Consider the following 24,033-nt stretch of genomic DNA (forward strand, 5'->3'; position numbering starts at 1 on the left):
AGGAAAGCGGCGGCATGAACGATCTCGGCGTCATCGACCGGTTCATGGAGACCTTCATCCGCTACATTGACAGCGGGTTCGGTCTGCTCTCGGGCGACGTCGCTTTCCTCACCACCATCCTGATTGGCCTCGACATCACGCTTGCGGGCCTGTTCTGGGCCCTCGGCGGCGAGCATGACATTCTCGGCCGGCTTGTGCGTAAGGTGCTTTATGTCGGCGTCTTCGCCTTCATCCTGAACAATTTTGCGAAACTCGCTGGCATCATCTACCGCTCATTCGCCGGGCTCGGGATCAACGCGTCGGGCGGAGGTCTCTCGGCCGACGATCTCCTGAGGCCCGGCCGCATTGCCGCCACCGGCTTCGAGGGCGCCTGGCCGCTGCTCGATCAGGCAAGCCAGCTTCTCGGATTTCCGGAATTCTTCGGCAACGCGCTCACCATTTTCGTGCTGCTGCTCGCCTGGTTCCTCGTCATCATCGCCTTCTTCATTCTTTCGATCCAGCTCTTCATCACCATCCTGGAATTCAAGCTCACCACGCTCGCCGGCTTCGTGCTTGTGCCCTTTGCGCTCTGGAACCGCTCTGCGTTCCTGGCCGAGCGCGTGCTTGGCAATGTGATTGCGTCCGGCATCAAGGTGATGGTGCTTGCTGTCATCGTCGGCATCGGCTCGACGCTCTTTGCCGAGTTTGCATCCGGCTCGCAGGGCCAGGAGCCGAACCTTGCCGCCGCCATGTCGCAGGTGCTGGGCGCGCTGGCGCTGCTCGGTCTCGGCATCTTCGGACCGGGCATCGCCTCCGGCCTCGTTTCCGGCGCGCCTCAGCTTGGTGCAGGCGCAGCGCTCGGAACCACGGCAACGGCGGCCGGTGCGACCCTCGTTGCCGGCGGCACGGCATTTGCTGGCGCGCGTATGGCTACCGGCGGCAGTCTGGCCGCGGTCCGCGCGGGCGCTGCCATGGGGTCCGCTACCTCCACGGCCTACCGCTTCGCAATGGAGACGTCCGGCGAGACCGGTCTGTCAGGTGTGGCGGCTGGAATGGGCGGCATGGCGCGTGCTGCCGGTGGCGCAGTCGTGCAGGGAGCACAGTCCGTAACAGGTCCGATTCGTCGAAGCGTCGAAGCCGGCCGCGATGCCGCCTGGACCGCGACGGGCGGTGCGCCGACCTCTTCCCAACCAGAACCCGCTGTCAACACAGCTGCCGATGCCGCCCCGGCCTGGGCCAAGCGCCTTCGCTCCGAGCAGACGGCCCGAGCCCATCGCCATACCGCGATGCAAGCAATCCGCGACGGCGACCGGCCAGGCGGCGGCGCCAATCCCTCCCTCAACGACAAGGACGACTAGATGCTGTTCAAGCGACCCGTTCAGCGTTACGGGAAGACACCCGAACCCGTCACGCCGTATCAAAGGGCCAGCCAACTCTGGGACGAGCGCATCGGCTCCGCTCGCGTACAAGCCAAGAACTGGCGGCTGATGGCCTTCGGCTGTCTGGCGCTGGCGACCGGCCTTTCCGGCGCGCTTCTGTGGCAGTCGATGCAAAGCCGCGTCGTGCCTTACGTCGTCGAGGTCGACCGTTTTGGTGATGCGCGCGCCGTCGCGCCGGCGATCCAGGACTATGAGCCGTCCGATGCCCAGATCGCCTGGCATCTCGGCCGCTTCATCTCGAATGTCCGCTCCGTCTCCACCGATCCGGTTCTGGTGCGGCAGAACTGGCTTTCGGCCTACGACTTTGCCACCGACCGCGCCGCGCTCTTTCTCAATGAATATGCCAAGGCCAACGACCCGTTCGGCAAGATCGGCACGCGCAGCGTGTCGGTGCAGATCACCAGCGTGGTGAGGGCGTCCGAGAGCTCGTTCCAGGTCAAATGGACCGAACAGGTTTATGAGCGCGGCAGTCTCGCCAGCACCACCCGCTGGACCGCGATTCTCACGCTGGTGATCCGCCCGCCAGGCAATACCGACCAGCTGCGCAAGAACCCGCTCGGCGTCTTCGTCAATGCCATCGACTGGTCGCGCGAGCTCGACAGCGCCGCGCCGACACCCGTTTCCCCGAAGGAACCAGAAAATGAAGAATAGAGCGTCATTGTTCAGTGCTGCGCTGATCGTATCCGCGTCGGCGCTTGTCCTTTCGGCCTGTGCGTCGAAGCCGGTGCCGCCGCCCGAGATCTCGTATGATGCGGCGGGCTTCAAAACGGCCGTCATCGAGAAGGCGCCGGACAAGCCGGTGAAGATCGTCGAAGTCCCAAAGCCACTGCCGCTGCCGGGTCAACTGCAGCCCGAGCCGGGAAAGCCGGCCGGGGATGAGCGCTCACCCAAGGATCGCGTCGCCGATGCCAACAAGGCCGCCACCCAGGAACCGACCAAACATGGCTATGTCAACGCGGTCCAAGTTTACCCATATGCGGAAGGCGCGCTATACCAGCTCTATGCGGCACCCGAGCGCGTCACCGACATCGCGCTGCAGCCGGGCGAAACGCTCACCTCGGTGTCGGCCGGCGATACGGTGCGCTGGGTGATCGGTGACACCGTAAGCGGCTCCGGCGACAACAAGCGCACCCATGTCCTGGTCAAGCCTTTCGCGCCAGGGCTCAAGACCAATCTCGTCGTAACGACGGACCGACGCTCCTATCATCTGCAGCTCGAAAGCACGGAAACAACCGCCATGGCGGCGATCTCCTGGACCTATAGCGAGGACCAGATCATCGCCCTGCGCCGGCGCAATGCTGAAGCCGAGGCTGCCATGCCGGTGGCGTCCAACGTGGCGCTGGACGATATCCGGTTCCGTTATTCCATTACCGGCGACACGCCTGCCTGGCGCCCCGTGCGCGCCTTCGACGACGGCCATAAGGTCTATATCGAGTTCCCGCGCGGCATCGACCAAGGCGAGGCCCCGCCGCTCTTCGTGGTCGGCGGCAAGGGCGACAACCAGCTCGTCAACTACCGCATGCGCGGCAACTATTACATTGTCGACCGGCTCTTTGCCGCCGCCGAGCTTCGGCTTGGCACGAAGCCGCAGCAGGTGGTGCGCATCACAAGAACCGACGGCAAGCCACGGCGGCGTTCATCGCTCTTTGCGCGCTCGGGCCGGTGAGGGGAAAGGATCATGACCGAAAAATCCCGATCCGATGTTCCTCCGAAAGTCGATCCCGAGGACTTGCAGCTGCGGGCGTCGCCGCGCCGCGTCGTGCGGTTCAGACGCGGCGTCATCATCGCCATCGCCGCGCTTGGTTCAGGCGCCATTGTCGGTGTTACGATGTTTGCGCTGCAGGGACCGGCTCTGCGCATCAAGGAGCAGGCCGAAGAGCTCTACGACACAGAGCGCAAACCGACAGCCGAGGGGCTCGAAGCGCTTCCTGGGGACTACTCCAAAATCAAGCCCGATACGCCGGTGCTCGGACCGCCTCTCCCGGGCGACCTTGGGCGACCGATCCTCGAGCGCCAACGCCAGCTTGGCATCGCACCGGGACAGGAAGTTTCCGCCGAGGAGCAGCGCTTGGCGCAGCAGGCGATCCAGGCGCGCGAATCCGAAGTCTTCTTCCGGATTGAGAACAAGGCAACACAACCCAATTCCGACAGCGGGAATCAGGAGGTGCGACCGCGCCTGCATGCATCCGCTTCACAGCTGGACGCCGGGCTGTCGCCCGTTTCCGTGGCGCCGGCGGAAGGTGACCAGAACAACCAGCAGCGCAAGCTGGATTTCCTGCAATCGCGCGACACGGGCGGCATCTATAATCCCCACGCCCTGCAGACGCCGGTCTCGCCCCATCAGGTCATGGCCGGCAGCGTGATCGCCGCAAGCCTGATCACTGGGATCAATTCCGACCTGCCGGGTCTCGTCGTCGCCCAGGTCACCGAAAACGTCTACGACACGGTGACCGGCGGTGTCCTGCTGATCCCGCAGGGCTCGCGCCTTATCGGCACCTATGACAGCGTTGTTGCCTTCGGCCAAAGGCGCGCGCTGCTCGTCTGGCAGCGCATCCTGCTGCCTGACGGCTCATCAATCGAGATCGACAACCTGCCCGCCACCGACAGTGCCGGTTATGCAGGACTCGAGGACAAGGTCGATTTCCACACATGGCGACTGATCAAGGGCATCGCGCTTGCAACTTTGCTCGGCGTCGGCACCGAGCTGAGCCTCGGCGAAAACGAAAGCGATCTGGTCCGCGCCATCCGCGAATCCGCCCAGCAGAACGTCAACCGCGCGGGCCAACGCATCACCGAAAAGAACCTCGACATTCAGCCCACCATCACTGTCCGTCCCGGATGGCCGCTGCGTGTGATCGTTCACAAGGACCTCATGTTGCGGCCTTATCGGGGCTGAACGCACGCGATATCTGACCAGGAGGCGATGGAACAATGGCCAATCTGAAGCTGGGAAAGCTGCCCGACCGCTCGCCCGCGAAGATCACCATCACCGTCAGTGCTGAGCTGAACCGGGAACTTCATAATTATGCATTGGTGTATCGTCAGACCTATGGCGAATCCAGATCGATCGCTGAACTCATCCCGTTCATGCTGGAGGCGTTCCTTGAAAGCGACCGAGGGTTTGCGCGGGCTAGAAGGGAAGGCTTGGCGGCCGCCGACACGTCAAAACAATCGCGACGCCAGCCATTTTCAGGTTCCGAGTGAACAGCTAACGCCCGGGCCGAGAGGCACAGATGCCGAACGTGGAATGACGTGTCTGGGGCCGACGAACGAACATGACGTAATCGCGGGAGCGGTGGCCACCAAAGCTGTGGCGGCGATGTTCGGAGCTCTAGCCGGCTGGCTGTCCCCCGATAGGATGAAGAACGGGCTCACGATGGACACCGGGCCCAGGCATCGAACGGAGGACAGCCATGGAGCAGTATATCGGTCTCGACGTATCCATGAAAGAGACGGCAATTTCGATCCGGCAGGACGGCAAAAGGATGTGGCGGGGCAAGTGCGCGTCCGACCCGCAACTACTCGCGGCGCTGATCCGCAAGCGCGCACCCGATGTGCGGCGGGTGGTATTCGAGACGGGGCCGCTGTCGGTGTGGTTCTACCATGCGCTGACGGCAGAGGGGCTGCCGGTGATCTGCATCGACGCGCGGCATGCCAAGGCCGCGCTCGACATGGCCGCGAACAAGACCGATGCGAACGATGCCGATGGCCTGGCACATCTGGCCGAGGTCGGCTTTTACCGAGAGGTTCGGGTCAAAGGTTTCGACAGCATGCTGATCCGCACGCTGATCACCGCGCGGCGCCAGCTTCTCAAGATGCGTTTGCAGATATCCAACCAAATCCGCGGATTGATGAAGACGTTCGGCCTTGTCGTGCCCAAGGGCGCCGGCAGCGTGTTCGAGCGCAACGTTCACGATCTTCTGCAGGGCGAAGCAAAGCTGGCGCGCATCGTCGTGCCGATGCTTCGGGCATGGAGTGATATTCGATACCAGACAGCAGAGCTGAGCAAGCAACTGGCCGCGATGGCGCGTGACGACCAGCACTGCCGTCTGCTCATGTCGGTGCCCGGTGTCGGCACCGTCACAGCCACCGCCTTTGCCGCGGCCGTGGAGGATCCGGCGAACTTCAGAAACTCGCGCGCCGTGGGCGCATGGGTAGGCCTGACCCCGAGACGCTACCAGTCCGGCGAAGTCGATAATGACGGCCATATCTCGCGCCGTGGCGACAATCAGCTGCGCGGACTGCTATACGAAGCGGCCGCGGTCATCCTGAACCGGTCGACGGATACCAGCACCCTGCGAACCTGGGCGTTGGAGCTCAAAGAACGGCTCGGCTTCAAACGAGCGGCCGTGGCCCTGGCGCGCAAGCTGGCAGTGATCATGCATGCGATGCTCCGGACGGGCGAGCTGTTCGATCCGCACGGAGGAACGCCCGCCGCCGCCTGATCCTGCAGACGCTCGACCACGACGATTTCTTCAGGCCATTCAACCAATAGCGTTCTTACAGGACGCACCGAGCCGTCCCTGCCGGGACGTGGCTGAGATCATTCCGAGAAGCGGGAAGCAACAGCTTCGTTAAGCAGATTGCGCAACGAACATAGGAAGATCTCACCTGCGAAACTCATCCTGCGGCGATCTTTGCATCGACCGCGTAGACGACCCTGTACCCGGCATACGAACGAACGAGCATGGACAGAAAGGACGACTGCCTTGCACTCACCCCCTTGACGGCCGAGCGATTAGACGACCCGCTGCGCGGGAGGGCGCTTGCGGTTGAGGTAGAGAGCAAGAACCGGTCGTCGCGCCCGCGTTGAGCAGGGTTCGGCAGGGGCAGAGCATCACGGGCTTCTTCAACAAGGAGCCTGACCATGCCCCATCCTGTTCTCGATGCACCCATCAGCCCGTTGCGCCAGCGGCTGATCGACGACATGAACATGCGGCGTTTCTCACGGGAGACGCAGCGCAACTATCTCCGCGACATCGGACGCCTGGCGACATTCCTTGGGCGTTCACCAGACACAGCGACTACCGACGACCTGCGGCGGTTCCAGATCGAGCAGCAGGACGATGGTGTGCCCGTGCCGACGATGAACAGCATTGTGTCGGCGCTGCGCTTCTTCTTCACCCACACGCTCGATCGTCCCGATCTGGCGCGCAAGCTCGTTCGTCTGGCGCACCCGCGCAAGCTGCCGGTGGTGCTCAGCCGCGACGAGGTTGCCCGGCTGCTCAACGCCACCACCTGCCTCAAGCACCAGGCGGCGCTCTCGGTTGCCTATGGTGCGGGCTTGCGCGTGGCCGAGGTGTCGATGCTGAAGGTCGCCGACGTCGACAGCGAGCGCATGGTGCTGCGCATCGAACGCGGCAAGGGTGGGCGATACCGGAACGCCATGCTGTCGCAAGACCTGCTCTTGTTGCTGCGCCAGTGGTGGAAGGCCGGTCGCCAGCAGGGCGTGATGCACCGCGACGGCTGGCTGTTCCCGGGACAGCATGCGATGAAGCCGATCAGCACCCGGCAACTCCATCGCATTGTCGTCGAGGCGGCGCAGGCTGCGGACATCGCCAAGCGGGTCGGGCCGCACACGCTGCGCCACAGCTTCGCCACCCACCTGCTCGAAGACGGCACCGACATCCGGATCATCCAGGTCCTGCTCGGGCACGCCAAGCTGAACAACACCGCCTTCTATGCCAAGGTCGCGACCCGGACGGTGCGTGCCGTGACCAGCCCGCTCGACAAGCTCGGCCTATTCAGGCCTGGAGAGATCTCGCGCGACGGCTGAGCCGTGCGCGCCTCGATCGAGGTCGCCGACATCTTCCGTGCCGCTGGTTCCGCCTACCGGACCGCCCATGCCGGGCACCTGAGCCTCGCCCAGCTCAAGGTCATGTCGGCGATCGAGCACTGCCGCACAGCAGCTCTCGGCGGTCATATCGAGGCCTGCGAGGACTGCGGCCAATGGCGGATCGCCTACAACTCCTGCCGCAACCGGCATTGTCCCAAATGCCAGGGCGCGGCGGCGCGGACATGGCTTGCCGAGCGCGAGGCCGACCTGCTGCCGGTCGGCTACTTCCACGTCGTGTTCACGCTGCCGGTCGAGGTCGCCGACATCGCGTTCCAGAACAAGGCACTCGTCTATGACCTGCTGTTCAAGGCCGCATCGGAGACGCTGCTGACCATCGCCGCCGATCCGAAGCATCTCGGCGTGCGCATCGGCATCACCGCCGTGCTTCACACATGGGGCTCGGCGATGACGCACCATCCGCATGTCCACATGATCGTGCCGGGCGGCGGCATCGCGCTCGACGGGAAGCGCTGGGTCTCGTCGCCCCCGGCCTTCCTCCTCCCGGTGAGGGTTCTCGGCAAGCTGTTCCGCCGGCTGTTCCTCACGCGGCTGCTCGCGCTGCACGGTATGGGCCTCAGCTTCTTCGGATCGATGGCTCACCTGGCCGACCGGCGGGTATTTCTGCGCCACCTGGCTCCCGTCCGGAAGAAGCGCTGGGTGGTCTACGCCAAGGCACCCTTCGCCGGGCCCGAAGCGGTGCTCGCTTATCTGTCGCGCTACACGCACCGGGTTGCTATCTCGAACCGCCGGCTGATCGCCTTCGACGCGAGCGGCGTCACCTTCCGGTACAAGGACTATCGCCGCGACGGCGTCGACCGGCAGCAGGTGATGACGCTCGCGACCGACGAGTTCATCCGGCGCTTCCTGCTTCATGTCCTGCCGCGCGGCTTCCATCGCATCCGGCATTACGGCCTGCTTGCTGGCTCCGCTCGCAGGGCCAGCATCGCACGCACCCGCGAACTGCTGAACGTCGCCGCACCGTCCGATGACGACACCACGGAAGAAGCGGACAACTTCCGCCCGCCATGCCCCTGCTGTGGCGGCCGCATGATCGTGATCGAGGTGTTCGAACGATGGAGGCAGCCGCGCGGACCCCCGGACAAAACGACACCGAACCCGGAGAGCTGTCGATGACTCGGCATGCCATGGCCCAACCTTCAGTCGCAGGCACCCAGCCTTCGGCATCACACCCACGCGCGTCCATGGTGATCCTCGATGCTGAAGGGGTCGCATCCGGCCGCCCACCAAGCCGACAACACAGCGCGGAGGCGCGACGAAGCGGTCTGTCCGCATCCATCCCGGCGCTTCCCGACGCCGGTCGCGCCATCGCCGACACCGACCGAAATCCGAAATCCCCATAGCCGTCGCCTGTGGCCCGCGGGTTCCTTCCTCGGGGACTTTCGTACGCCTGCCGGCGCCCGAAACTCTTCACGAAAGCGGAATGGCAGCTATTGGTTGGTCGCTGGCGAGAGCAGACTACTTGAAACTTCGGCGGATGGGACAAAACCGAACGGCAGACTTACTATGATCTATAAACCACCCAGCTAGCCTGCAAGTCGCTCCTCCACCTCGGTGACAAATTGCGAGGGATTGTGCGTTGAGTACACGATATGCACCTCCCGCTTTGCCCTGGTGAACCCGACGTAGAAGAGCCGCCGTGCCTCGACAAGTCTTCGACCCGTGTCACCCGTGCGGGGTATTCTGCCTTCATCCATTCCGAACATAACCACGGCTGAAAATTCGCGCCCCTTCGAACTGTGCAGCGTAGTCAGCTTGAGGTGATCACCGTCACTCTGTCCGGCGAACTCTGACAGCACCATGTGGCTGCAGTCTCCATCCGTGCATCGGTCCAAAAAAGTCAAGAACGTCTCGCGTTCGTCTTGGAGAGACCGAGCACCGGTTAGCAGGCCGGACAAGAGTTCCGTATGCAGGCTATCGAGCCAGTCGCGCAGGTCCACTGTCCCGTCGCGGCGATCCCAAAGAAACTTCACGAGCTGCCTCTGGAATTCTAGCTGCGAATTCTCGTCAGGCAGCTCCTCGGAAAAGAACCTCAATCCCTCGTTAGCGACTCTGCTGAAAAGGGGCACGCCGGTTCGCCACCCGCCGCAGCACCATTCCGTGCATAGCTCGACCCATCTCATCAAGCGGCTGTTACGCGGATAGATGGAGTTCCCGTCCGTCCGGAGAACCGGAATTGAACGGGCAGTCGCGGCCGTTGCCAACGCGTTGCCGATCCATGCCGCTGGATAGACGATAGCGATGTCGCCAATCCCTATGTCCGGCTGCCGTTCCTGAATGGCCGGCAGGATCGTCTCGAGGACATAGCGGGCCTGTTGATCATAGCTCCCGGGACGAGGGTGGAAATAGACATCGCCCTCTGGCTGTCCGTCGGCGGCCTGATAACCTCGGTCTTCCCCCAAAGCATAGGTGGATGCGGTAACGATCCGCGAGCCACTACGGTAGTTCAAACGCAGTGGCACCGTTTCAACGTCTTCGCGATCGGCGACTTGCCTGAGCAGTTCGGGGTTCGCCCCAGTGAAGCCGTAGATCGACTGATCGACATCTCCAACCGCGAATAGACGCATTCCGGTGCTGAAGCAAAAGCCCATCACCATACGGTGCAAAGCTCGACCTAGATCTTGATACTCGTCGACAGCTAGTATGGGGTATTTGGCGAGTACCGCTCTCTGCAACCAGTTGTGCTGCCGCAATGCGCGCACCGCCAGCAGGGGCATATCGTCGAAGTCGATGCGTTCGAGCGATCGCAATTCCGCTTCAAAGGCTTCTACTAGCGCCGCCATTCTTGGATTTGATTCTCGCCATTGGGCCGTTTCCCGGTTCAGGATCGAACGGCGGTACGTCCCCATCGGGAAATCCAAATCTTGTGGGTTCTGCGGTCCCCCACCAATACGCCGGTAGGCTCGATCCAATGCGGTTGCCCGCTCTGCGCGCGTCGCAACCTGAAAGCCGTCTGGCAAGCCCATCTGCGCGACTTTTGCGTAGGGGAGAATGATCTGCGTCAGCGAGAAGGAGTGAACCGTACCAATAAAGACGCGTTTGCTCGCCTCGATGCCTAGGCCGCCGAGGCGGTCCTCCAGCTCGCGCGCACATTCGTTGTTGTAAGTTATGCACGCTACGCCGCGGGGCTCGTCAACATCCTCGGCAAGCATTCGCGCGAGCTTAAGCGTGAGGGTCTTGGTCTTGCCGCTGCCCGGACCGGCAAGAACGACGCAGTGCCCCGTCGAGTTATAGGCGTCCCACTGCCCTTCGTTCGCACGAAGGTCCTCGGCCGCACGTAGATAGAGGTTTGGGCTAGACACGGGCCGCCAGGAACTCCAGTGCCTTGCGGATGTCCGCTGGCGGTTCGATGCCGGCTATCTTGGAAGCGAGGCGCTGGGCAAAGCGGCCCTTTCCTGGGGCTTCGATCATCTTAAGATACTCGTCGATGTCAAGGTCGCTGTTGTCGGCGCGCCAATCAGATAGCTTTTGTTTTCGAGCAGCTCCGAAGTTGACGGTATCGAGTACGTCCAAGATTTTGTCTGCGAAACCCATATTGAAGAGGTCTACTTCCAGCGTGTGCGCATTGGTGAAGATGCCAAACTCCTCGAATTTTTCCGCGAGGTCGTCTTCATCCTCATCATCGTTGATCCGCTTGATCTCATCTCTGAGGGCCGCAACATTGCCACCAACTTTAAGCCCTTCGATCAGAAGACACAGTTTCGTTGCGCGTGCGATGCCTAGCGGTGTTTTTCCAAGTGCAGGATCCCAGTCGGTGATTGCGGCAACCGGAATGCCGAGGGAGGTCAAAAATTTCACGTAGGGCCCGAAATTCGTTCCCGCGACCGAGCAGATCGAAATCCCAAGCTTGTCGAGGTCGATATTCAGCTGTTTTGCGAACTCGGGAACAAGAAACTTCTCGGCATCTCCTTCGACCAGCACGATACCGCGCGCGAACAGGATTTCTGCACGTGTGACGTCCAGATATCGCGCGAGATCGTCGCGTTCCGCGGTGGAGAGAGTAATCTGTGCCGCAGACGTGGCCACGGTTCCCTCATTGAGGGCATCCTTCAGAAGCACGATAGAGTTCAACGGCGCGATGCTCGCGACATGCGGAGAATGCGTCGTCAGAAAGATCGAAATCGAACCAGCATCATCTGGAACAGCAAGTCCGGTAAACAAATGCCGATAACTCGAACGCTGGAGATGGGGGTGAAGATGGGCCTCCGGTTCCTCAATGGCGAAAAGTGTGTGATCTCGCTTGTTCTCCGCGATCTGGCGTCTGAGTTCCAATGCCTTCAGCGCCAGGAAGATGATGTTTGATGAACCGAGGCTCGCGTCTGAGATTGTCCGCTTGCCATCGTCAATCAGCAGCTTGACGTTGCGATAGACGCGGTCGATGTCGGTCGCTCCAAATCCAAGGCTCGGTTTGACGTCCTGCTTGGCGCCGCTGAGCTTCAGGAAGAGGTCACGAAGATCCTGCTGCAGTTCGTCAACCGCGGCGAAGTTCGTCAGCCCCTCAGTCGCGGTCTCGATCGCTTCCTTGATGGCTTCGAGGTCCGCGCGGTCGACACTTCCGAACGCAGCTTCGACCAGCGGCCGCATGGGAGAACGCCGCCAGTTCGACAAGTCGCCTTCGGCGTCCCTGAGAGCCGGAAGCAAATCCATAGCTATCCGTCGCCGAACGTCATGACCGAACGTCTTCGTTTCGCTCTCGCCACCATAACAGACGAACTCGTAGTCATCGTCGGACGCGGGAGCACCCGTCAGGTTCGCGAGCGGACGAAACTCGTAGGAGAGACGAACGATAGACGGGTCCGTGTCCAGTCTGAAATCGGTGAGGACGCGCAAAACGTCGAGATCACTTTCGAAATCTTGAATTTCCACCGAGATCAATATCTTGTCGGTTGCGCCGGGCGTACCAACGCCGTCCCAAAAATCTGCCAGCGTAAGTTGCCTGGCGCTGTCTGGAAGCGTCGGGTCGAAGATCAGCCTGAGCGCGTAGAGGAGATTGCTCTTTCCGACACGGTTTTCGCCGACAACGACGGCACTTCCATCGAGCTGGACATCCAAGTGTTTGAAGTTTCGGAAACTGCGAATTTCGAGACGTGTAAGTTTCAACTCTACCTCTCCGAGTTCCCGTGCGTCGTTGCGGTGCCTGCCAGTGATCGTAGCGAGTGCGACAACGATTCGCTGACAAAATATCCGGTGATGCGACCGGATTCACGTCATCTCAGCCACGGTTCGCGAAATCTTGTTTGCTGATGCTTCTTCTACTGCGCTACAAGACCTTCGCCTCCGACAGGAACGGTTCGTGTCTGCCCTTTTTTGAGATCGTCCGCACACGCAATCCTCTCGATGGAACCAGTATCGGGACTCAAAATGCATACTGTGGAGTCATGATTTATGCATTTTAAGTGCTGCGCGGATGAACTCCCGAAAGATCGGCGATTTGCGTAGCTCTGAGATGAGTTCGGCTTCGAGTGCGAGATCGCCCGATCTCGGTGTTGGCCAAGAGTTTAGTAAACTGGCCATACGAAGCCGCATTTTCGTTGAGACAGGCTCTTTCCCAGCAAGAACTTTCGACAGGTGGCCTTGATCGACATTGAGGCACGCCGCTAGTTTCGTCTGTGTCATGGAGGTCTCGCGTCGCTTGAGATCAACCCTGCGGGCAATATCCTGAATCTTGCTTTGCATATGGAATACATATAGAGTTGCGAGCATGATCGCTAGTTCGGAAACGCCAGCTCGCTTTGGCCCGGAGGACGAAGTTCTTCCGGGCGTTCGCTTTGGGATGAGTGGTTGGGCAGGAAGTCCCGCGTACTGGTCGAAAATGGCAGAGTTCGAGGCCGATGACCCCGAGGACTACATCAGCCCGAAAGGCACGCCACTGGCTGAAGACTTGGCTTTCTGTCTGCTCGGCGGATACGGCGTGAAAATGGAGCTGAACCGCGCCGCTTGGGAGCACCTCTACGAAGCGGGCACATTTTCCGCAGACCCGGTTCCTTCCCGGCGGGAGATAGAGGATTTGCTCAGCATGCCGCTGCTGGTTGAGGGTAGGCAGCACAAGTACCGTTATCCGCGGCAGCGGGCTGACCGGCTGCATGTCGCGCTGAATGCGATCCGGGACAGACCACCGGAAACTGATGATCCGATAGTCTTTCGCCGGCAGCTCATGGAATTGCCCGGGATTGGCCCGAAGACAGCATCCTGGATTGTGCGGAACTGGTCGGGTAGCGACGAGGTCGCTATTCTGGATATTCATGTCCTTCGGGCTGGTGAGTTGATGGGATTGTTTCCCGCGAAATATCGCCTCCCGAAAGATTATGAGGCGCTTGAAAAGAAATTCCTTGAATTCGCTCGCGCGATCCAGGTCAGGGCCTCACTTCTGGACGCAATTATGTGGCGGGATATGCGCTTACTGTTCGGCTGACCCGTTTACTATCGATCCAGCGACCTCCTAATCTTCGAATGGGAGGCTTGATTCGATGGCTGGGAAGCGCATACCGACAGGTGGTGACAGGAACGCCGATCATTCGAGCGCGCCGAAAGTGAGCAACGGCAAGCTAGGCCTTGGCTTGGGGGCAGTAGAAGGAGCGGATCGATGCGATATTCGCATCGACACTGACCTGCAGGGTATTCGACTTCCTGCGCTCGTTGGACTGAAGAAGGGTGACATTCTTCAGATAGGTATAGAGTTCCGTGGTCGACACCCTGTCGCTGTAGCGATTAGGTCTGATGGCATGATCGTCGGATCATTCAACGCTTTCGAGAAGTACGCAACTTTCCTCGAATGCCTACAAGCCGGCGTTCGCTATAACGTGGAAGTCACAGAGGCCGGCTCCGGCCACTGCCATGTCATTGGTGGCCGCACGCCATGATCATCGTCGGCGGCGTGTATCGCGAAGAGTGCGTTCGTCCTTACTGGTCGCGTATTTTCGGATCAGCCGGGCGGGCCGCCGTGGCCTTGTCCGCGCTTTCACCTGACTCTCACCTGACGGCTTACGCCTATACTGGCTGGGCTGAAGATGTCCGGCAGACGATGCAGGGGCTCGGCGTGGCGACCGATCTGCGAGAAATCACTGCCAACGTCGGCTTCCACTATTTTCACCCACTTTCGATTTCAGAGCTTGTCGGCGCGCCTGGCAAACAGCTTCAATCGCTTTTCGCTAATGGCGATGTTGTCCTGCGCTTCGGGATGGTCGAGGGTGACGCCGTCATCAGTGCCAGGCGGGCGATCTACGACCCGCAGCATCCTTCGGCGGCGCTGCTCTTTCACGCCAACGGCTCCACCGCAAAGGAACTGGCGATCGTCCTCAACAAGGCAGAACTCGAATACGGCGTTGGTGAAGGCGTCGGCGATATCTGGTCATACGAAACCGTGCGGGATCGCTTCAAGGCCGACGTCATCGTGGTCAAACGCGGCCCTTTGGGAGCTGTCGTTATTCAAGCTGGCGGGAATGTGCAGTTGCCCGCATACCGATCCGAGACCGTTTTCAAGTTGGGATCTGGTGATATCTTCAGTGCGGTGTTCGCTCATCTTTGGGGCGAAAGGGATTGGCCCGCGGCGCAGGCGGCAGATTTCGCGTCTCGTGCCGTTGCCTATTACGTCTCGACGCGCGAACCCCAGCTTTCTCTTGAAGGGCTCGACGAGCTGGCGCCGTACCCTGCCGGGGGAGCGGTCGGTCGAGTGTACATTGCGGCGCCTTTTTTCACGCTGGCGCAGCGGTGGCTCGTCGATGAGATGCGGGGCTGTCTGGAGATGCTGGGCGGGCGAACATTCTCGCCCATTCATGAGGTAGGCTCGCATGGAGGTGCTGAGTACATCGCCGGACAGGATCTGGAGGGCCTGCGGTCTTGTAATGCGGTCCTCGCGGTCATCGACGGGGAAGATGCGGGCACTCTTTTCGAGGTCGGATACGCTCGAAATCTGGGAATTCCGGTGGTTGCGCTGGCTGAATCGCCGCGGCCCGAAAGCCTCACAATGCTAGAGGGCACCGGCTGCCTGATCACAGACGATTTCACGACTGCGATCTACCAGGCGATCTGGAGTTCCATGAGGTGAGGGCGCTGCTGTTCTCCGGTGGCCTGGACTCGTCGGCGCTCGCGTGGTGGCTGCGGCCTGAGCTGTGTGTCACGATCAACTATGGTCAGCGCGCGGCGAACGGGGAGATTGCCGCATCAGCCGCGTTGTGCAGTCGGATTGGTCTTGAGCATCGCACGATCCACGCCGACCTTACCTCTTTGGGCACAGGCACGATGGCAGGGAAGGACGAGGCACCCGGTGCCTCAGCGGCCGAGTTTTGGCCGTACCGCAACCAGATGCTGGTGACGCTTGCGGCAATGAAATTCATGCCCGACGGTTTAACCGAGATCATTCTCGGTTCTGTGTCGACGGACCATCACGCCGATGGGAAAGCGCCGTTTCTGAAGGCGCTCGATCGCACCCTCGCGCTTCAGGAGGGGAATGTGCACGTCAGCGCGCCGGCACGACGAATGTCGACGAAGACGCTTCTGCGCAACTCAGGTTTCCCATACGAACTGATCGGTCTCACCTTTTCCTGTCATGTCCACGAGTATGCCTGTGGTCAGTGCAATGGCTGCCTCAAGCATCGCGAGTGCGTAGAGACGACTTACCCTCGATCCAAGAGAGGAGCCTCGTGATGGGAGGTTATGCACCGAGTGGCGCCCGGCAGGCCGCGACTAATCGTAAGCCGGTGGTGCTCGAAGACGGCTGCGATCTGAGTTTCGAACTGGATCTCGTAGGTTTCCGACCGGACGAGGTACCAGGACTGGAGAAGGGCGACGAACTCCTCGTTCAGATTTCGGTGAATGGCCAGTGGCGCAGCCTCGTTTGCGCAACGTATGCCGGTGCGACCGTGGGCACGCTCGCGGCGTTTCAAGGTCTGGCACAGCTGATCGGCTGCGTCGAGGGTGGGGCGCGCTACATCGCGACTATACAGTTCGTGTCGACATCTCGGTGTTCTGTCGCGGTGATGAGGGCATAATGATTATTGCCGGCTCGACCTATCTTGAACGCTGCCAATATCCCAAGTGGGAACGGTTGTTCGGATCGGGGATGCGCGCAGCCATCGCGGCCAGCGGGCTTTGGCACGAAACCGTGGTTCATTCCTACGTTCCGTCGGTCTGGAGGAATGATGCCGAGGCGACACTCTCCAGTTTTGGAATCGTCAGCAACTTGGCGCCGACGAAGCACGAGTTGATTTTCGAGTATCTCGATACGCTGCAGAAGTCTTTCATTCCTGACGCGCTGGACGCCGATCAGCAGGAAGCACCCTTGCAAGTGAAAGGCGATGTTGTGTTGCGCTTCGGGTTCATGGAGGGGAGCGCAAAGGTGGAAGGCAGAACTGTTGTCTACGACCCGCAAAATTCCTATGAGCCATACCACGAAAACGGATCGACGGCTGAGAGGCTAGCGATGATCGTGTCGACCGAGGAGCTCCTCGGTTTCGGCGGCTTCGAGCGCGGGGCGATGCCAACTCCGGAGAAACTTACACAGGCAGCCGACAACATTTTTGACTCAAAGCCGTCTCCACAGGTTCTGCTGTGCCGGGATCGTTTGGGAGGTATCCAGGTGTTCTTCGGCGGCCCTCCCATTTCCATTCCCAGCTACAACGCTGAGAGTTACTTCCGTATCGGCGTCGGCGACGTTCTTGCAGCCGCCTTTGCGCATGCGTGGGGTGAACGCGGATTGGAGCCTGTGGAAGCAGCTGATTTTGCGGCGAGGAGCATCGCACATTTCATCGAGGATGCTCGACTGCCTCTGCTTCCTTCGGAGAATCTGTCTAAGCTTCGTGTCAGTCAGAAGAATGAACAACGTTTGCGGGTCCTTGGTGTAGGTCGCTTCGAGGCGAAGTCGCTGGTAGTTCAAACGCAAGGTTGGATTGAGACTCTTGGCGGAGCGCCAGCCTTCGCATTCATAGACCAAAACCAGGCTAAAGGGCCGATCGACCTCCTGATCATGGGATCAAACGAGAACATCGCACTCAGCGCAGGAATTCGTGAGCAGGTAGGGGAGCCGAAGGTTGTGTTCTGGCCCGAGCGCGATCGGCACGGTTGAGCTGTGCTTCCCAGCTTCGCGCATCGCGGGCGATTACCCGACCGCGCTGTACCACGCGATGAAGGTCCCATCGCAATGACATTGCCGCCTCGTAAGACATCGCCCTACGTGGCCCACAGACGTCCGCACGGCGCACCCGGCCCGGAAAAGTTTGAAGAGATGATACGGGAAACCCAGGCGCGGTGGATGAAATTCATCGAGTTCATTGACGCGAAGGCGCATCCAATGCGCGTTTTTCGCGGATGTGGCTCGGTATTGCACGAGCACATTCCGACCGTTGGACGACCACCTGCGGTGTACTCTGCGATTAACGAGGAACGAGTCTTTCGGGCATTTCAGCAGTCCGCCGAGCCGATGTTCCAGCTGCCCGTCACCGGTGCTTGGAATTGGCTTGCCGTTGCTCAACACCATGGCCTTCCGACGCGTCTGCTCGATTGGACCACTAACCCGTTGGTGGCGTGCTACTTTGCGATATCGAGCGGGAATCCAAAAGACGATGCAGTCGTGCATGCGGTCAACATCCCCGCCGATGACATCGTTGACCCGTCGAAGAACCCGGACCCTTTCACGATCGACCGTGTGATGTTCCTCGTTCCGGCGAAGTCAGCTCCGAGAATTGTGAACCAACGGGGTCTCTTTTCAGTCCATAACCAACCCGACCGAGCCTGGGTGCCGGAGAACTCTGACAAGTTCGTCATACCGGCAGCGATGAGGCCAAGGTTCCGCAGGACGCTATTTAAGATGGGTGTTGATCATAGCCACATTTATCCGGACATCGTCGGCCTCTGCGAAATGCTGAAGTGGCGCTACGTCGAACGGATCGGCATCGGTACCGCAATGATCGGATGACGGATATGGATAACAACACAGCCGCGCGGCGGCAGAAGGTCGTAGAAGCGGTCCAGGCCAAAGATTACCAGGATACGCAAGCTTGGTCAGATCTCGACGCCCTTTCGTCGTCCACGCAGGTCGACACCATAGAGACTTTTGAGAAAGAGATACGTTTTGACGGCAACGACTTTCAGGGACCGCTGACGTGGTATGTCGTCCTGCGTTACGGAATGAATACGGCCGATCCGTTGGAGACGTCCGAGAGCTTCCCCGGAACTTTCCATGGCAGTCTGGTCGACGAAGTACCGGTTATCGCTGAGATGACAGTTGATACGTCGTCGTTTTATGGCGAAACCGGCGAGCAGAATGCATCCGATATCTAGTTTCATCGGAATGAACCGCGCGGCGGGGTGGGTGTGCCTCGCGGCATTCATCGGCTGTGTACCGACGGCGAACTGGCTCATCGCACACGTTGGCACTGTCTGCGTCCCCGCTGGGCCGTGCCCCATCCCTGTGTGGCCGGGCATCCTGGCGCCGTGAGCGGCTTCAACCGATCGCCAATGGCATTTGCTATCTTATGCGAATGGCAACTTTGCGCCTCGTTACCGGCCATTGGTGACCGCGCCCTCGCTTCTCAAAACCGGTCGTTGTGAGGAGCTAAGGAGCCACTCCTGTCATGGTTGATCTGCGCATGCCCGCGCTTTACGAGCTTGCACCTCGACTGTCTTTGCAATTTTGCAATCACACCTGAGGATGGGGCTCTCTGGTGCTTCCGCCGGGCCTCAGGTTTGCCTTTGGGGACTTCGTAAACCGCTCCACCACAGCGATGACCTGGCGGACGGTTTCGGATTTCGCTTTATCGAAATCGACAACTCCCATCACATACCGGTTCCAGTGGAAATTTCCGATCGCGAGGATCGTTTCCCCCAGATCCTCCGCACTGAATCCCTCATCGACGTCGAGGTTTGGCAGGAGCTTGTCCTTAAGAAGGTGGATGATGTCGCTTCCGATGTAACCGTCGTGACGCTCCACGATGTCGCTCAGCGCACTGCGCTTTGTGTTGAAGCTGGCGGCGTAAACCTCGCGCCAGAGATTCCTGTTCCGCCAAAGGTGGTCTTTTGGGTATAGATAAAACTGTTCCATGAGCTTGCGTACGGCATCGACCGGGTGCCCCTTCAGGTCTTTGATCGCCTCGTGTCGTTGCTCGTGCCTTTCCTCGACCTCGCGCAGGAACAAGGCGAGGAGTATGCCGCCCTTGTCCTGGAAGTAGTTGTAGACAGTCGCCGGCGCGACCTCCGCTGCCTCGGCGATATCTTCGATCCGCGTCGAATGATAATCCTTCTTGGCGAAGGCCGCGCGAGCTGCTTTGAGAATGCTCGCTTCGCGGCTCACGCGCTGCCTGGATCGCAAAGACGGCTTCTTGCTTACATCGTCTTCCGTCGTTTCCATTCTTCACTTCCTTGCAACTGACGACGACGAAACCACTCGCCGGGTCTTTAGGAAAGTCACTGCCTGAGACGTTCCTCTTTTGTCAAAGCCCCGGGATGCAGCTCCGTGACGAGTGGCGCCTTGCTCGGCAACCCTATCCCCAGTGGGTCTGCAGCAGGGAAGCGGCGCGGCGGCCGCTTGCACAGGCGCCGCCCGTGTGGGACTGCGACAGGTAGTCTCCGCAGTAATAGACCCTGGAGTGGGTCGCTTCCTGCTTGGCCAGGAACCCCGCCATTGTCTTTGTGTAGCCGGTATACCATTCGGTCAGCATGTCGTCCCACCACTGCTCTGCCACGCCGACAATTCTGTCTGCGATTTCCGGATAGAGACGGTTCACTTCATCGCGCACGTAGCTGTCGAGCTTCTTCTGACCGCCTTCGCGCTCGATCCGCTTGGAAAGCTCAGGCGTCAGCTCGCACTGCAGGTAGGGCGGTTGTGTGTGGCCTTTCGGAACGATGGCGTCCTCGGGCATCGCATAAAACAGCGAGAACTTGCATGGCGATTTGCGTGTGAACCACCGATACCGGGCTTCAAGGGGGCCGGGCTTCAGCGCATAATAGATGCGGGCGCCCCGGTTGTAGCGCACACCATCGAAGAACGCCCGGTCGGAGGCGTTGAGATCGGCCACCAGGTGTTTGACCTTCGTGCCGGGCGTGGCGCAGATGACGAAATCCGCGTCGATGATTCGAGGCGTCCCATTCTCTTCATACGCGACCGTTACGCTCGTCTCTGCTGGCTGTATTTTTGTCGCGTGGCAGTTCAGCTTGAGGTTGACCACGCCTGCCAAGGTGCGGGTCAAATGTCCGATGCCCTGGTTGAACGAAAGCAGGTCTGCTCCAACGACATGGCCGAGAAGACTCAACAGATAGGCCTTGGAGATTTGCTCCGGCTCCCAGTGCCAGGGCGCGCGAAAGTAGGGCTCGATATAATTCTCGAGGAACTCCGCGGAGACTTTTCGCGTGATGTAGTCGGTGACGTTCTCGTCATCGAACTGGGCGGCCGTGTGCATCATACAGGGATCTGTCTGGAGGCCTGACTTGATCATGTCGGGCAGCAGCAGGGCCAGCTTGGCCTTCGTCTTGACCCCAAACGCGGGATGCTTGAGGAGGAAAACAGGGTCGAAGGTGAGCTTCAGTTTATACTCGGACTCGCCATTGTTGACCGTGTAGCCACCGTTGCGATCCGGAAAGGTGTAGAGGTCCTTGGTCAGGCCCAGTTCCTTGACGAGGTCGAGCATCACCTTGTTGAACGAAAAAAGGACCGATGCGCCGGTATGGGTGCAAATCCCGTTCACGACGCGGTCGGCCATGCGACCGCCCGGCAGATCATCGCGTTCCAGCACAGTCACGTCGTAGCCGGCCTTTGTGAGATCATTTCCGGCGGTGAGACCGGCGATCCCAGCCCCGACGACGACGACTTTTTTTGCCATTTGGTCCCTCCACATTCTGGACTGTGAATCAGGTCGCGCGGATTGGCCGACGCAACAAAGTGTTGGCTCAAACGATAATCGCTCTTGATTTATAGTCAATATGAATTTAGAGAGACTCTATAATTAGATGATCTCGACAAACGAGACGGGATGCGCTCGAGTGAAGGCAAACTCGAGGGTTGGATTTTTGCGGGAACAGTTCGAAACAGAGGGAGACCCCTATGACGCATGATCATTCCTGGGTGCCGACGCGCCGCAGCTTTCTAACAGCTGCAGCAGGGGCAACGCTTCTGCCGGCGTTCAGCCTGCGCCCGGCTTTCGCGGCGGGCGAGGTGGTGCTCGCAACGTTTGGCGGTGGCCTTGGTGGCGCACTGCGCGACATTCTTCTCAAATCATACGCCGAGAAGGCAGGGCTCTCATTTGCCGATGATCCATCAGGTCCACTCGCGGGGCGGATACGCGCGATGGTGCAAGAAAAGAATGTCATCTGGGACGCTTGCGACTCGGTGAGCTACACCGCCATTAGGCTGGGACGCGACGGGCTTCTGGAGCCCATCGACTACGATGTCGTCGACAAGAGCAGGCTGCGGCCGGACGGGGCTCTCGAATACGGCATCAATTATGGCGCCTACAGCGTCGTCCTTGCCTACGACCGTGAGGTCTACAAGGATAGTCCGCCGTCAACATGGGCCGACTATTTCGATCTTCAGAAGTTCCCGGGCAAGCGTGGTATGTGGCAGTACGGTTATGCTTGGGAAGCGGCACTCCTCGCCGACGGAGTCGCTCCGGACAAGCTCTATCCCCTCGACACGGAGCGCGCGATTGCGAAGTTCCGGTCGATCCGGGACGAGACGCTCTTCTTTGCCTCGGGCGCCGAGGGCATTGCGGCGTTGCGCGACGGAGAAGTCTCAATGGCAATCCTGTTCTCGATGGAGTTCGCAAAAGGCGCGATTGACAGCAACGACCGTCTGGCATGCTCTTGGAACCAGGGACTGAAAGGGTCTACGACGCTTGTCGTTCCCAAAGGAAATCCTGCTGGACCACAGGTGGCCATGGGGCTGCTTGCCCATGCAATGGCCCCACAGATACAGCTTGAACTGGCGAAAACAGCATATATCGGGCCTGGCGATCCAGCCATTTCGGCAAGTCTGCCGAAGGAGGCCGCCCGCTTCGATCCGAACAATCCGGAGTGGGCAGACCAGCAGGTCCCATGGAATGACGAGTATTACGCGGAGAATGAAGAAAAGCTGATAGAGCTGTTTATCGATCGCGTGGCGAGCAACTGACGATTGGAGGATCGGGAATGAGCATCCTCGAGTCACGCACCAGTTTCTATTGGTGGCTGCTTGCGCCTGCGATCGCCTTCTTCCTCCTCTTCGCTATCTGGCCGATCGGCCAGATAGCTGCTCTCAGCATTTCCGAACCGGCGCCCGGCATTGGAAACTACCTCAGATTGTTCACCGATGGCGGGCTGCACAAGCTGCTATGGACCACGGTCCGGATCAGTGTGATCGCCACCGCGACCTCGGTGTCCCTCGGCTACATCCTGGCCTTCGCCATAGTTCAGTCGAAATCTGCTCCGGCGAGATTCCTTATCGCCTGTACACTCATCCCGTTCTGGCTTTCGGTGGTTGTGCAGGCCTTCAGCTGGATCCTGCTGCTGCGCTCCAACGGGCTGGTGAATACGTTGCTGCTGGAATACGGCATCATCAGTGCGCCGTTGGTGATGATGCGAAATGAATTCGGCGTCATGGTCGGCATGGTCCACTTCCTGGCTCCCGTCGCGGCCATGGTTCTCATCGGGAACCTGCGCTCCATCGACAATCGGTTGGTTCTTGCCGCCAAGAGCCTCGGCGCCGGCCCATATCAGGCTTTCAGGATGGTGTATTTTCCACTGTCGCTGCCGGGCCTCATCGGGGCAGTCGTCGTGGTCTTCATCTTGGCGCTTGGCTTTTTCGTGACGCCGGCTCTGCTTGGCGGTGGAAGGACCGTCATGGTCGCCGAATACATCAGCGTTCAGGTGCTGACCGTCGCACGATGGGGCGTGGCCTCGATGCTTTCGATCGTTCTGCTAATTGCGGTCATGCTGCTCCTCGTCTTGGTTTCCAGGGTGATCGACCTGCGCAAAGCGCTGTTTCCGGAGCAGCACGCATGAGACAGATCAAGACTTCGATGGGCTTTCGTCTGGCGCTCATTGCGGCGTGGCTAGTGGCGCTGTTCATGGTCCTTCCGGTTTTGATCGTGCTGCCAGCCTCGCTTACGCCGAACAACTATCTATCGCTGACTACCCCGGATACCTGGACGCTGAAGCAGTACGCCACATTCTTTGACCCCGGTCAGCGTTGGCTAGGTCCCCTGATCCAGAGTCTTGTGATCGCATCCGGCTCTACGATCATTTCGGTGGCGCTCGGCACAGCCTGCGCGGTCGGCATATGGCGGATCGGTGGTCGCTACGGTCAGTGGATTCTTCTTCTGGTGCTGACGCCGCTTATCGTGCCGGTCGTTGCCCTCGCGATCGGCAGCTACAAGGTGTGGGTCCAGATCGGGCTCTTCGACACATACATCGGCGCCATGATCGCCCATTCCGTACAGACCATGCCGCTCGTCGTCCTGGCGATCCTAGCGGCCTTGAGCACCATCGACCTGACGCTCGAGCGGGCTGTTCTTAGTCTCGGCGGAAGCTCGTGGACATTTATTCGATACGTCCTCATCCCGGTGCTTCGTCCAGCGATTTTTTCAAGTGCCGCCCTGGCCTTCCTACTTTCGTGGGACGAACTCGTGATGACGATTTTCGTGAGCGGTCGTACGATCGTAACACTCCCCAAGCGAATGTGGGAGGCAGTGCGTACAGCGACCGATCCTGTGGTTGCCGTCGCGGCGTCGGTGATGATTTTCGCCACTTTCGCGCTGGTCGTCGCGTCGTTCATCAACGACCGTCGCCGGTTGCGGTAGC

The 24,033-nt window shown here is 60.1% G+C and carries 24 protein-coding genes; 19 read left to right on the forward strand and 5 right to left on the reverse strand.

Features of this window, described 5'->3' with window-relative positions; translation table 11 throughout:
* Positions 1 to 14 precede the first annotated feature (14 nt).
* The 8 genes from trbL to ACG873_RS03280 all read left to right on the forward strand — a co-directional run bounded on the left by trbL (position 15) and on the right by ACG873_RS03280 (position 8,388).
* On the forward strand, positions 15 to 1,337 hold the full coding sequence (gene trbL, locus ACG873_RS03245) for a P-type conjugative transfer protein TrbL (RefSeq protein WP_394890411.1): 1,323 nt from the start codon (positions 15 to 17) through the stop codon (positions 1,335 to 1,337).
* Complete coding sequence (gene trbF / locus ACG873_RS03250; RefSeq protein ID WP_394890412.1) at positions 1,338 to 2,069, forward strand: conjugal transfer protein TrbF; 732 nt, start codon at positions 1,338 to 1,340, stop codon at positions 2,067 to 2,069.
* Complete coding sequence (gene trbG, locus ACG873_RS03255; RefSeq protein WP_394890413.1) at positions 2,059 to 3,084, forward strand: P-type conjugative transfer protein TrbG; 1,026 nt, start codon at positions 2,059 to 2,061, stop codon at positions 3,082 to 3,084. The genes trbF and trbG overlap by 11 nt, the downstream gene beginning before the upstream one ends.
* 12 nt (positions 3,085 to 3,096) lie before the next feature.
* Positions 3,097 to 4,314 (forward strand): TrbI/VirB10 family protein, encoded by a 1,218-nt coding sequence (locus tag ACG873_RS03260; RefSeq protein WP_394890414.1) that lies wholly within the window; start codon positions 3,097 to 3,099, stop codon positions 4,312 to 4,314.
* A 35-nt stretch (positions 4,315 to 4,349) separates the two neighbouring features.
* Entirely contained in the window at positions 4,350 to 4,622 is a 273-nt protein-coding gene (locus ACG873_RS03265) for a DUF2274 domain-containing protein (RefSeq protein ID WP_394890415.1), read from the forward strand.
* A gap of 209 nt (positions 4,623 to 4,831) precedes the next feature.
* The gene (locus ACG873_RS03270; RefSeq protein ID WP_394890416.1) at positions 4,832 to 5,863 is read left to right on the forward strand and encodes an IS110 family transposase; all 1,032 of its coding nucleotides are present in this window, start codon (positions 4,832 to 4,834) and stop codon (positions 5,861 to 5,863) included.
* 422 nt (positions 5,864 to 6,285) lie between these two features.
* Entirely contained in the window at positions 6,286 to 7,194 is a 909-nt protein-coding gene (locus ACG873_RS03275; RefSeq protein ID WP_394890418.1) for a tyrosine-type recombinase/integrase, read from the forward strand.
* Between the two features lie 3 nt (positions 7,195 to 7,197).
* On the forward strand, positions 7,198 to 8,388 hold the full coding sequence (locus tag ACG873_RS03280) for an IS91 family transposase (protein WP_394890420.1): 1,191 nt from the start codon (positions 7,198 to 7,200) through the stop codon (positions 8,386 to 8,388).
* Positions 8,389 to 8,798: 410 nt separating this feature from the next.
* Here ACG873_RS03280 and ACG873_RS03285 read toward each other — a convergent pair whose 3' ends face one another.
* The 3 genes from ACG873_RS03285 to ACG873_RS03295 all read right to left on the reverse strand — a co-directional run bounded on the left by ACG873_RS03285 (position 8,799) and on the right by ACG873_RS03295 (position 12,888).
* Positions 8,799 to 10,574 (reverse strand): ATP-dependent helicase, encoded by a 1,776-nt coding sequence (locus ACG873_RS03285; protein ID WP_394890421.1) that lies wholly within the window; start codon positions 10,572 to 10,574, stop codon positions 8,799 to 8,801.
* Positions 10,567 to 12,372 (reverse strand): ATP-dependent nuclease, encoded by a 1,806-nt coding sequence (locus ACG873_RS03290; RefSeq protein ID WP_394890423.1) that lies wholly within the window; start codon positions 12,370 to 12,372, stop codon positions 10,567 to 10,569. The genes ACG873_RS03285 and ACG873_RS03290 overlap by 8 nt, the downstream gene beginning before the upstream one ends.
* 276 nt (positions 12,373 to 12,648) lie before the next feature.
* Positions 12,649 to 12,888: a hypothetical protein gene (locus ACG873_RS03295; RefSeq protein WP_394890424.1), complete on the reverse strand. Its 240-nt coding sequence runs from the start codon at positions 12,886 to 12,888 to the stop codon at positions 12,649 to 12,651.
* 85 nt (positions 12,889 to 12,973) lie between these two features.
* Between ACG873_RS03295 and ACG873_RS03300 the strand changes: the two genes are divergently transcribed.
* From ACG873_RS03300 to ACG873_RS03335, 8 genes are all read left to right on the forward strand, one after another.
* Complete coding sequence (locus ACG873_RS03300) at positions 12,974 to 13,684, forward strand: hypothetical protein (RefSeq protein WP_394890425.1); 711 nt, start codon at positions 12,974 to 12,976, stop codon at positions 13,682 to 13,684.
* Positions 13,685 to 13,739: 55 nt separating this feature from the next.
* Positions 13,740 to 14,132, forward strand: coding sequence for a hypothetical protein (locus ACG873_RS03305; protein ID WP_394890426.1), 393 nt, complete (start codon positions 13,740 to 13,742; stop codon positions 14,130 to 14,132).
* A complete protein-coding gene (locus ACG873_RS03310) occupies positions 14,129 to 15,316 on the forward strand; it encodes a nucleoside 2-deoxyribosyltransferase (RefSeq protein WP_394890427.1) in 1,188 nt (395 codons plus the stop codon). Before ACG873_RS03305 ends, ACG873_RS03310 begins: the two co-directional genes overlap by 4 nt.
* Positions 15,313 to 15,915: a 7-cyano-7-deazaguanine synthase gene (locus tag ACG873_RS03315; protein ID WP_394890428.1), complete on the forward strand. Its 603-nt coding sequence runs from the start codon at positions 15,313 to 15,315 to the stop codon at positions 15,913 to 15,915. Before ACG873_RS03310 ends, ACG873_RS03315 begins: the two co-directional genes overlap by 4 nt.
* Complete coding sequence (locus ACG873_RS03320; RefSeq protein ID WP_394890429.1) at positions 15,915 to 16,259, forward strand: hypothetical protein; 345 nt, start codon at positions 15,915 to 15,917, stop codon at positions 16,257 to 16,259. Before ACG873_RS03315 ends, ACG873_RS03320 begins: the two co-directional genes overlap by 1 nt.
* Positions 16,259 to 17,332: a hypothetical protein gene (locus tag ACG873_RS03325; protein WP_394890430.1), complete on the forward strand. Its 1,074-nt coding sequence runs from the start codon at positions 16,259 to 16,261 to the stop codon at positions 17,330 to 17,332. Before ACG873_RS03320 ends, ACG873_RS03325 begins: the two co-directional genes overlap by 1 nt.
* 186 nt (positions 17,333 to 17,518) lie before the next feature.
* The gene (locus ACG873_RS03330) at positions 17,519 to 18,181 is read left to right on the forward strand and encodes an FRG domain-containing protein (protein WP_394890431.1); all 663 of its coding nucleotides are present in this window, start codon (positions 17,519 to 17,521) and stop codon (positions 18,179 to 18,181) included.
* 5 nt (positions 18,182 to 18,186) lie between these two features.
* Positions 18,187 to 18,546 carry a hypothetical protein gene (locus ACG873_RS03335; protein ID WP_394890432.1) on the forward strand — a complete coding sequence of 120 codons (360 nt, stop codon included), beginning with the start codon at positions 18,187 to 18,189 and terminating at the stop codon, positions 18,544 to 18,546.
* 358 nt (positions 18,547 to 18,904) lie between these two features.
* On the opposite strand, the gene ACG873_RS03340 is transcribed toward ACG873_RS03335, so the two are convergent.
* Positions 18,905 to 19,612: a TetR/AcrR family transcriptional regulator gene (locus tag ACG873_RS03340; RefSeq protein ID WP_394890433.1), complete on the reverse strand. Its 708-nt coding sequence runs from the start codon at positions 19,610 to 19,612 to the stop codon at positions 18,905 to 18,907.
* A 133-nt stretch (positions 19,613 to 19,745) separates the two neighbouring features.
* Positions 19,746 to 21,080 carry a protoporphyrinogen/coproporphyrinogen oxidase gene (locus ACG873_RS03345; protein WP_394890434.1) on the reverse strand — a complete coding sequence of 445 codons (1,335 nt, stop codon included), beginning with the start codon at positions 21,078 to 21,080 and terminating at the stop codon, positions 19,746 to 19,748.
* A 242-nt stretch (positions 21,081 to 21,322) separates the two neighbouring features.
* On the opposite strand from ACG873_RS03345, the gene ACG873_RS03350 reads away from it, so the two are divergent.
* Genes ACG873_RS03350 through ACG873_RS03360 form a run of 3 tightly spaced genes read left to right on the forward strand, consistent with a single transcriptional unit; the run spans position 21,323 to position 24,032 of the window.
* On the forward strand, positions 21,323 to 22,366 hold the full coding sequence (locus ACG873_RS03350) for an extracellular solute-binding protein (protein ID WP_394890435.1): 1,044 nt from the start codon (positions 21,323 to 21,325) through the stop codon (positions 22,364 to 22,366).
* Between the two features lie 17 nt (positions 22,367 to 22,383).
* Positions 22,384 to 23,235, forward strand: coding sequence for an ABC transporter permease (locus ACG873_RS03355; protein WP_394890436.1), 852 nt, complete (start codon positions 22,384 to 22,386; stop codon positions 23,233 to 23,235).
* Positions 23,232 to 24,032: an ABC transporter permease gene (locus ACG873_RS03360; RefSeq protein ID WP_394890437.1), complete on the forward strand. Its 801-nt coding sequence runs from the start codon at positions 23,232 to 23,234 to the stop codon at positions 24,030 to 24,032. Before ACG873_RS03355 ends, ACG873_RS03360 begins: the two co-directional genes overlap by 4 nt.
* Position 24,033 lies beyond the last annotated feature (1 nt).

The sequence above is a fragment of the Allomesorhizobium aridi genome (genome assembly GCF_043769475.1).
Classification (GTDB): domain Bacteria; phylum Pseudomonadota; class Alphaproteobacteria; order Rhizobiales; family Rhizobiaceae; genus Allomesorhizobium.

What these genes read in the sequence shown, in the direction of transcription:
- trbL (WP_394890411.1), top strand. Translation starts at nt 15, where the DNA reads ATGAACGATCTCGGCGTCATCGACCGGTTCATGGAGACCTTCATCCGC.
- trbF (WP_394890412.1), top strand. Translation starts at nt 1,338, where the DNA reads ATGCTGTTCAAGCGACCCGTTCAGCGTTACGGGAAGACACCCGAACCC.
- trbG (WP_394890413.1), top strand. Translation starts at nt 2,059, where the DNA reads ATGAAGAATAGAGCGTCATTGTTCAGTGCTGCGCTGATCGTATCCGCG.
- ACG873_RS03260 (WP_394890414.1), top strand. Translation starts at nt 3,097, where the DNA reads ATGACCGAAAAATCCCGATCCGATGTTCCTCCGAAAGTCGATCCCGAG.
- ACG873_RS03265 (WP_394890415.1), top strand. Translation starts at nt 4,350, where the DNA reads ATGGCCAATCTGAAGCTGGGAAAGCTGCCCGACCGCTCGCCCGCGAAG.
- ACG873_RS03270 (WP_394890416.1), top strand. Translation starts at nt 4,832, where the DNA reads ATGGAGCAGTATATCGGTCTCGACGTATCCATGAAAGAGACGGCAATT.
- ACG873_RS03275 (WP_394890418.1), top strand. Translation starts at nt 6,286, where the DNA reads ATGCCCCATCCTGTTCTCGATGCACCCATCAGCCCGTTGCGCCAGCGG.
- ACG873_RS03295 (WP_394890424.1), bottom strand. Translation starts at nt 12,888, where the DNA reads ATGACACAGACGAAACTAGCGGCGTGCCTCAATGTCGATCAAGGCCAC.
- ACG873_RS03300 (WP_394890425.1), top strand. Translation starts at nt 12,974, where the DNA reads ATGATCGCTAGTTCGGAAACGCCAGCTCGCTTTGGCCCGGAGGACGAA.
- ACG873_RS03305 (WP_394890426.1), top strand. Translation starts at nt 13,740, where the DNA reads ATGGCTGGGAAGCGCATACCGACAGGTGGTGACAGGAACGCCGATCAT.
- ACG873_RS03310 (WP_394890427.1), top strand. Translation starts at nt 14,129, where the DNA reads ATGATCATCGTCGGCGGCGTGTATCGCGAAGAGTGCGTTCGTCCTTAC.
- ACG873_RS03320 (WP_394890429.1), top strand. Translation starts at nt 15,915, where the DNA reads ATGGGAGGTTATGCACCGAGTGGCGCCCGGCAGGCCGCGACTAATCGT.
- ACG873_RS03325 (WP_394890430.1), top strand. Translation starts at nt 16,259, where the DNA reads ATGATTATTGCCGGCTCGACCTATCTTGAACGCTGCCAATATCCCAAG.
- ACG873_RS03330 (WP_394890431.1), top strand. Translation starts at nt 17,519, where the DNA reads ATGAAATTCATCGAGTTCATTGACGCGAAGGCGCATCCAATGCGCGTT.
- ACG873_RS03335 (WP_394890432.1), top strand. Translation starts at nt 18,187, where the DNA reads ATGGATAACAACACAGCCGCGCGGCGGCAGAAGGTCGTAGAAGCGGTC.
- ACG873_RS03340 (WP_394890433.1), bottom strand. Translation starts at nt 19,612, where the DNA reads ATGGAAACGACGGAAGACGATGTAAGCAAGAAGCCGTCTTTGCGATCC.
- ACG873_RS03345 (WP_394890434.1), bottom strand. Translation starts at nt 21,080, where the DNA reads ATGGCAAAAAAAGTCGTCGTCGTCGGGGCTGGGATCGCCGGTCTCACC.
- ACG873_RS03355 (WP_394890436.1), top strand. Translation starts at nt 22,384, where the DNA reads ATGAGCATCCTCGAGTCACGCACCAGTTTCTATTGGTGGCTGCTTGCG.
- ACG873_RS03360 (WP_394890437.1), top strand. Translation starts at nt 23,232, where the DNA reads ATGAGACAGATCAAGACTTCGATGGGCTTTCGTCTGGCGCTCATTGCG.